A 7,867-nucleotide genomic window follows, 5' to 3' on the forward strand; every position below is an offset into this window, starting at 1 on the left:
TGGGGAATACTCGATGACATTTTACGAGGCCGCGCTCAGGGTACTGGAGAGCGAAGGTCGCCCCCTGCATTTCCTTGAAATCACGGAGAAGTCCATCCAGCTGAGCCTGCTGTCCCACATTGGCAAGACGCCCGAAGTGACGATGCTGTCGCGGCTGGCTGCCATGGCGCGGAGGACGCGGGATCGCAAGGTGATCGTCACGGCGAAGGATACCTTCGCACTGACGGACTGGTCGCTCTCCGAGGATGTCGAGGCACTTGCGCAGACGGGCGTGATGGAGCCGCATCCGGAGGAGGAGCTTCCTCCGCTGCGGCCAGTGGAGCGCCACCCGGAGCCTCGCACGGACAACGTCCGCGCGTCGGGCCGGGGCACGGAGCGCAAGCGCCGCCGGGACGAGGGCGACGAGGAGCGTGCTGGACGCCGCAAGCGCTTCCCGCCACTGCCGGAGGTCGTGTTCGAGATCCTCAGCGAGGCGGAAGCCGGACTGCGCACGGATCAGCTCATCGAGCGCGCCAAGGCCAAGGAGCTGTGCGCCGAGGAGACCACGGTGGAGGCGGTGCTCACCGCCCTGCTGGAGGACAACCAGCGCCGCATCGACGCGGGCCGCCGGCCCCAGTACGCCTTCAACCAGGAGACCGGGGAAGTGTCCCTGGAGCGCGCGGGCGCGCCGAGCGAGGCGCCGCCCCTGGAGCTCCAGGCCGCCTTCGCGCAGGCCCTGGGCATCCCGCTGGAGGGGGGCCGCCCGGTGCTGGGCAAGCCCGCCGCCGCGGGAGAGCCGCTGGTGGACGAGGCCCTTATCACCACCGCGCGCACGGCCCTCAAGGACGCGCGCCGGGCGGTCGCTCGCGGGCTGCGCAAGCGCCTGGGCGACGCGGACGTGGGCACCTTCGAGAAGTCCGTGGTGAAGATGATGCACGGGCTGGGCTTCCGCGAGCTGAAGGTCGCCAAGCGCTCCAAGGAAGGCCCCCTGCTCACCGCGCGCAAGCGCGAGGGCAGCGTGGAGCTGCGCTACGCGGTGCGCATGCTCAAGGGCGCGCCGGGCATCGACCGCAAGACGGTGCAGGAGCTGCGGCGCGACCTGGGCCACTACTCGGCGCAGGTGGGCCTGCTGGTGAGCGCGGGCGAGGTGCGCGGCGACGCGCGCTCCGAGGCGCAGGCCACGGGCTCGCTGGTGATGCTGTGGTGCGGTGACGCCCTGGGCGAGAAGTTCCTGGAGGCGAAGACCGCCGTCACCGTCACTCAGGTGGAGCTGTACGACATCGACGAGCGCTTCTTCGAGGCCGCGAAGCTGGACGCCGAGGAGGCCCAGCGCCGCCGCGAGGAGCGCAAGAGCGAGAAGCAGGCCCGCGAGGAGGGCGGTGGCGAGGTGGAGGTGTCCGCCACCCCCACCACCGACAAGCCCGAGCGCGCGGAGCGTCCCGAGCGCGGCGACCGTGCGGAGCGCTCCGAGCGCCGCCGCGAGCGTCAGCGCGACCGGGCCGAGGCCCGCGACGCGGCCCAGTCCGGCGCCGAGGGCTCCGAGGCCAAGGCCTCACCGGTGGCCCCCGCGCCGCCGGCCGCCGCCGGGTTCACGCCCACGTCGGAAGAGGACGAGTCCGAGGAGGGCGACGACGAGGGTGAGGACGATGACCTGGAGGCCGCCAGCGCCTTCGTGGGTGGAGCCAAGGAGGGCGCCGAGGCCGGCACCGCCGAGGGCAGCGCCTCCGAGCGCAAGCGCCGCCGCCGCCGTCGCCGGGGCCGTCGCGGCCGTGGCACGCGCGGAGCGGAGGGCACGCCCGCGGGTGAAGGCGCCGCTGCTTCCGGTGAAGGCGCGGCCAGCGCGGAGCCGTCCGGTGCCTCCACGGTGGCGGCCATCGCCTCCGGTGAGGGCGAGGGCGCTTCCGGTGGCATCGAGGCCGGCACTGGTGAGGGCGGGGCCACCTCGGGTGGCATCGCCGCGCCGTCGCCGGGTGGCAGTGTCACCGGTGAGCAGGTGGCGCTCGCGGGTGAATCCCTGCCTGTGAGCACGGATGCGTCCGTCAGCCCCGCGCACGAGGAGGCCGCCGTGCCTCCCACCGTGGGCAACGCCTGGCAGGCGGGCGAAGCGGTGCAGTCCCCGCCGGAGTCCGACGAAGCCGCGCGGGCCCGGGCCGAAGCCGCCCATGCCGCGTCCGACGCGGTGACCCCGGTCTCCGCGCAGGCGCTGCCTCCGGAAGAGGCCACCGCCGAGCCGTCCTCGCAGCCCGCGGAAGTCCGCGAGGCGCACGAGGCGCCGGTGTCCTCCCCTGGGACGGAGGGTTCGTCCGAGGGCAACAAGGAGGGCTGATCCCCCGCACGGAATCGGGTGCGGTGGGCGCGGGAGTGTTAGCCTGTAGGGGCCATGAAGCCGGCCCTGCTGCTAACCTCCTGCGTGTTGTTCCTCGGGGCCTGCCGCTCGCAGGCCCCGCGCCATCCGGTGGCGCCGGTGGAGCTGGCCGGGGACACCCTGCGGGACAACGCCCTCCTGGGCTTCGGTCCGGAAGGCGTGCGGGAGCTCTTCGACGACGCGCTGGAGGCTTCCGGCCGCTTCGAACTGGTGAGCGACGAGGCCCCCAAGAAGTCCCGCCCCTGGCGCCTGTCGCTGGACGTGCCCTTCACCCGCGAGGTGCTGAAGGACGGCAACCCGCACAGCTTCGCGGAAGTGGGCGCCAACCTCTCCCTGGAGCGCTTCGGCGGCAACACGCCCCAGCGCTACGAGGTCGTGGGCCTGGGCGAGGCGGCGGTGGAGGAGGACTCGGCGGAAGGGCGGCGGACGGCCATGCGCGCCGCGATGGACAGCGTGCTGCGGCAGGTGACGGAGGCCGCGGTGCTACAGCTCGCCGCGCTGGAGCGCACGGACGAGGCGCTGGTGGCGGACCTCCAGGCCTCCGACTCGCGCATCCGCGAGTTCGCCCTCCGGACGCTCGCCGAGCGCAAGCACCCTTCCGCCGCGCCGCTGCTGATTGAGCGGCTCAAGGACACGAGCGACGCGGAGCAGGTGCGCCGCACCATTGGCGCGCTGGCGGAGATGAAGGCGAAGAGCGCGGTGCCGGCGCTCATCGACCTGGCGCGCGGCCGCGACTCGGGCTTCCTGCAAGAGATCGTCTTCGCGGTGGGCGAGATTGGCGGCCCGGAGGCGGAGGCGTACCTGTACACGGTGGCCCAGGGTCACGACACGCCGTCGGTGCAGGCCGCCGCGCAGCAGGCGCTGGACACGCTCTACGCATCACGTAACCACGCAACCGCGGAGGCGCGTGGCCAGAGCCACGCGGACCCCTAGCGCATGAAGCAGTCGTCCCTGAAGCAATCGCTGTCGATGGTGGGGGGCCTGGCCCTCCTGGCCTCCACGCTGGTGGGCTCCGGGTGCGCGAAGCGCGTCGATGCGGACGCGCGCCCCTCGCCCGAGTCCATTGGCCAGTACTACCCGCTGGCCGTGGGCAACGCGTGGACGTACCGGATTGACGCACGCGACGACAAGCCCGTCACGGTGGAGATCGTCAAGGAGCAGGACGGGTACTTCGTGGACAACCAGGGCGGCCAGCTGACGGTGGACGCCTTCGGCCTGCGCGACCCCAAACGCTACCTGCTGCGCGGCCCGCTGGAGGCCGGACGCGGCTGGAACAACGTCGTGTCCGTGTCCTCCACGGAGCGCTACCAGCTGGTGCAGGTGGGCTTCGCCTGCAAGGTGCCCGCGGGCTCGTTCCCCAACTGCGTGAGCGTGGAGGGGCGCAACAAGGTGGATGCCCAGACGACGCTCGTCAACACGATGACCTTCGCCGCGGGCGTGGGCCTGGTCCGCGTGGACGTGGCCACGGAGCACCAGGGCAAGCGCGTGCCGCAGACGGAGCTGGAGCTCGTCTCCTACAAGCTGGATGGCGCCGGCGCCGCGAAGACGCCCGCCGCGCCCGCCCAGAACTGAAGCGGCCCTCTTCCGTGCAGACGCCCGAGCTCACGCAGGACGCGCGCATCCTGAACTTCCTCGCCGAGGGTGGGGAGGGCTTCATCTCCGGCGAGGCGCTGTCCACCCGGCTGGGCCTGTCGCGCACGGCGGTGTGGAAGCACGTGGAGGCCTTGCGCGTGAAGGGCTACCGCATCGAAGCGGTGCCCGCGAAGGGCTACCGGCTGGTGGGCCGGCCGGACCGGCTGTCCTCGCTGGAGGTACACCCGCTGCTCGCCACGCGCGCGGTGGGCCGCGTGCTGCACCACCACGACACCATCGGCTCCACCAACGCGGCGGCCTTCCGGCTGGCCCAGGACGGCGCTGCCCACGGCACGGTGGTGGTGGCGGAACAGCAGACGGCGGGGAAGGGGCGCAGGGGCCGCGCCTGGGTGTCACCGCCGAACCTCAACCTGTACTTCTCCGCCATCCTGCGCCCGGAGCTGCCGCCGCAGCGCGCGCCGGAGCTCACGCTGGTGGCCGCCGTGGCCCTGGCGGAGACGCTGCGCGAAGCGGGCGCGGACGCCGCCATCAAGTGGCCCAACGACGTCCAGATTGCAGGGCGCAAGGTGGCCGGCATCCTCACGGAGCTGTCCGCCGAACCCGAGCGCGTGCACTTCGTCATCGTGGGCGTGGGGGTGAACCTCAACTCCGGGGAGGAGCACTTCCCCGAGGAGCTGCGCGCCACGGCGACGTCGCTCTCCCTGGCGCTGGGCCGGCCCGCGGCCCGGGCGCCCTTCGCCGCGGCCCTGTGGAACCGCCTGGAGACCTGGCTGGACACGTACCTGGCCACCGGCTTCGACGCGGTGCGCACCCGCTGGAAGGCACTCTCCAGCACCCTGGGCGTGCCCGTCCGGGTGCGGACGGACCGGGGGGACTGGGAGGGGTTCGCGGAGGACATCGACCCCACGGGCGCCCTCATGGTGCGCATGGCGGACGGCCACGTGGAGCGCGTGCTGGCGGGGGACGTGGAGCAGCTGCGTCCCCAGCGCTAGAGTGCGCACGCGATGCTCCTGGCCATCGACGTCGGCAACACCAACACCGTCCTGGGCGTGTACGAGGGCCGGCGCCTGTTGGACCACTGGCGCCTGGAGACGAGCGCACGCAGGAGCGCGGACGAGTACGGCATCCTCGTGCGCCAGCTCTTCGCGTGGAGCGGCGTCGACGCGAGTCAGGTGAAGGCCGTGGCCGTGTCCAGCGTGGTGCCGCCCCTCCAGTTCATCCTGGAGAAGATGAGCGAGCGCTACTTCAAGACGCGCCCCATGTTCGTGGGCCCGGGCGTGAAGACGGGCATGCCCATCCTCTACGACAACCCCCGTGAGGTGGGCGCGGACCGCATCGTCAACGCGGTGGCCGCCTACGAGAAGCACCGCCGCGGCCTCATCGTGGTGGACTTCGGCACCGCGACGACGCTGGACGCGGTGACGCCCAAGGGCGAGTACCTGGGCGGCGCCATCTGCCCCGGCATCAACATCTCCATGGAGGCCCTGTTCCAGAACGCCTCCAAGTTGCCCCGCGTCGAGTTCGCCCGGCCGCCGCACGTGGTGGGCCGCAACACCGTGCACTCCATGCAGTCCGGGCTCGTCCACGGCTACGTGAGCATGGTGGACGGCATGTGCGCGCGCATGGAGGCGGAGATGGGCTTCTCCGCGAAAGTGGTGGCCACCGGGGGCCTGGCCCCGCTGGTGGCCAGTGAATCGAAGGCCATCCAGGAGGTGGACGAGTTCCTCACCCTGGAGGGGCTGCGCATCATCTACGGAAGGAATCACGCGTCATGAGCACCGCCGCCGCTGACCCCAGCATTCCGGCCCCGCCCCCGGGCTGCCCCTTCAACGCTGAATTCCTGCCGCCCAACCTGCGCAAGCACGTGGACCCCAACGCCCCCGTGCCCCTGCGCATGATGGCGGCCAAGTCGCTGGTGCCGCTCAACCCGTCGGACATGCTGGGCGCGCTCTACATGCTCACGTTCGACCCCGACGCGAACGTGCGCGAGACGGCCGCCAAGACGTCCGCGGCCCTGCCGGAGCGCATCCTGGGCTCCGCGCTGCGCGACGAGGGCGTCCAGCCGCCCGTGCTGGGCTACTTCCTGGGCCTGCTCAAGGACAAGGAAGCCTACGCGGAGATGCTCGTCCTCAACTCGGAGACGCCGGACGACGCCGTGGCCAGCGTGGCGTCTTCGTGCAGCCCGAAGGTGGCGGAGATCATCTCCCAGAACCAGCTGCGCCTGCTGCGCAACGAGGGCATCATCCGCGGCCTGTGCGCCAACCCCGGCGCTCCGGTGTCGCTCGTGGACAGCGTCTGCGACTTCGCGGTGCGCAGCGGCCTGGTGCTGGCGGACGTGCCCGCGATGCAGGCCGCCCGGGTGCGCATCTACGGCCCGCAGGCCGCCGCCGCGCCGCCGGATCCGGGCCCCACCGCGGAGGAGGTCCTCCAGGAGCTGGGCACGGAGGCACAGGCCGAGGACGCCGCCCCCATGGAGGAGGGCAAGCGGATGACGCTCGCCCAGCGCATCATGAAGATGTCCATCGCGGAGAAGATCAAGCTGGGCACGCTGGGCAACAAGGAGGCCCGCTCCGCGCTCATCCGCGACACCAACAAGCTCGTCTGCGTGGCCGTCATCCGCAGCCCCCGCATCACCGACGGCGAGGTGCTCGCGTGCGCCGCGAACCGCGCCATCAACGACGACGTGCTGCGCGTCATCTACAACAACCGCGAGTGGACGAAGATGCAGAAGGTGAAGCTCGCGCTGGTGAAGAACCCCAAGGTGCCGCTCACCGTCACCATGAAGTTCCTCAACACGCTGCGCGACGCGGAGCTGAAGGATCTGGCCCGCGACAAGAACGTGCCCGCCGCCGTGCAGTCCTTCGCCAAGAAGCTGCATGAAAAGAAAACGGCCCCCAAGAAGGAGGCCGGGAAGTAGCTCAGGGCTGGGAGTGGGGGGAGGGCGGGCAGCCCGCGCCTTCCCCCGGCCGTCAGGCGGTGCTTCAGGCCGCGGCTTCCTCGTCGGCGTCGTCGCCCACGGAGGTGCCCGGCTCGTCCAGCAGCTGCTGCGCGATGGCGAGCGCCTTCTTCGTCTTCTCGCGCAGCTTCTCGTCGCCCTTGATGCGCGCGTAGAGCTTCGTCACGCGCTCCTCGTTGCGCACCGCCGCCTGCTCCAGCTCGGTGATGCGCGCACGCAGGCCGTCCGCCTCCGTGGCCGCCTGGGCGCTCTGGTTGGAGAGGTCCGCCTGGGCCTGCTCCAGCTGGCCCCGGAGGCCTTCCAGCTCGCCCTGCGCCGACTCCACCTGCGCGCGCAGCCCTTCGGCCTCGTCGCGCGCCGCCTGGAGGTCCGCGTCCTGCTGGGCCACCTGGGCGCGCAGGCCTTCCAGCTCACCGTGGAGCGCCTGGGCCTGCTCCTGGTGCTGATCCAGCTCCGCCTGCAGCGTGCCCAGCTGGGCGGTGGCGCCGCGCGCCTCCTCCTTCGCGGTGGCCAGCTGCTGATCCACGCGCTTGCGCTCCGTGGTGAGCTGCTCCGTGCGCGAGGTGAGCGTCTTGATCTGCGCGTCGCGGCGGTTCAGCTCCTCCTCGGAGGTGGAGGCCTTCTGCTCCAGCTCCAGGTGCTGATCCTTCAGCTCGATGATCTCCTGGTCCTTCTGGTTCAGCTCCGACTTGAGGCGGAGGATCTCCTTGTCGCGCTTGTTGACGGTGTCACGCAGCGCGAAGGTGTCCTTGTCGCTCTTGCCGGTGGTGGTGCGCGACGCCTCCAGCTCCGTCGTCTTCGCCTGGAGCTCGGACTCCAGCGACTGCACGCGCTCCTCGGCCTGGGTCGCCTGGCCGCGCGAGTCCTCCAGCGCGCTCTGCAGCTCCGCCACCTTCGCGCGCAGGTTGCGCAGTTCCGCCAGGTCCGCGGCGGACGGGCCCGAGGCCAGGGGCGTCACCGGAGCGGCGGCGGGG

6 protein-coding genes and 1 pseudogene are annotated in these 7,867 nt (G+C 71.8%); 6 read left to right on the plus strand and 1 reads right to left on the minus strand.

The window, feature by feature from the left end; genetic code table 11:
- Positions 1-13: 13 nt before the first annotated feature.
- The 6 genes from D7W81_RS21695 to D7W81_RS21720 are packed head-to-tail and all read left to right on the plus strand — an operon-like array spanning position 14 to position 6,854.
- A complete protein-coding gene (locus D7W81_RS21695; protein ID WP_244227344.1) occupies positions 14-2,305 on the plus strand; it encodes an HTH domain-containing protein in 2,292 nt (763 codons plus the stop codon).
- A 54-nt stretch (positions 2,306-2,359) separates the two neighbouring features.
- A complete protein-coding gene (locus tag D7W81_RS21700; RefSeq protein ID WP_120557302.1) occupies positions 2,360-3,277 on the plus strand; it encodes a HEAT repeat domain-containing protein in 918 nt (305 codons plus the stop codon).
- Between the two features lie 3 nt (positions 3,278-3,280).
- Positions 3,281-3,916, plus strand: coding sequence for a hypothetical protein (locus D7W81_RS21705; RefSeq protein ID WP_120557303.1), 636 nt, complete (start codon positions 3,281-3,283; stop codon positions 3,914-3,916).
- Positions 3,917-3,930: 14 nt separating this feature from the next.
- Complete coding sequence (locus tag D7W81_RS21710) at positions 3,931-4,929, plus strand: biotin--[acetyl-CoA-carboxylase] ligase (RefSeq protein ID WP_120557304.1); 999 nt, start codon at positions 3,931-3,933, stop codon at positions 4,927-4,929.
- 12 nt (positions 4,930-4,941) lie between these two features.
- A complete protein-coding gene (locus D7W81_RS21715; RefSeq protein ID WP_120557305.1) occupies positions 4,942-5,712 on the plus strand; it encodes a type III pantothenate kinase in 771 nt (256 codons plus the stop codon).
- Positions 5,709-6,854, plus strand: coding sequence for a hypothetical protein (locus D7W81_RS21720; protein WP_120557306.1), 1,146 nt, complete (start codon positions 5,709-5,711; stop codon positions 6,852-6,854). Before D7W81_RS21715 ends, D7W81_RS21720 begins: the two co-directional genes overlap by 4 nt.
- A gap of 64 nt (positions 6,855-6,918) precedes the next feature.
- Here D7W81_RS21720 and D7W81_RS21725 read toward each other — a convergent pair.
- Positions 6,919-7,867 (minus strand): annotated as a pseudogene (locus D7W81_RS21725) (response regulator); the annotation flags it as partial.

This window comes from Corallococcus aberystwythensis (assembly GCF_003612165.1).
In the GTDB taxonomy this organism is placed as follows: Bacteria; Myxococcota; Myxococcia; order Myxococcales; family Myxococcaceae; genus Corallococcus; species Corallococcus aberystwythensis.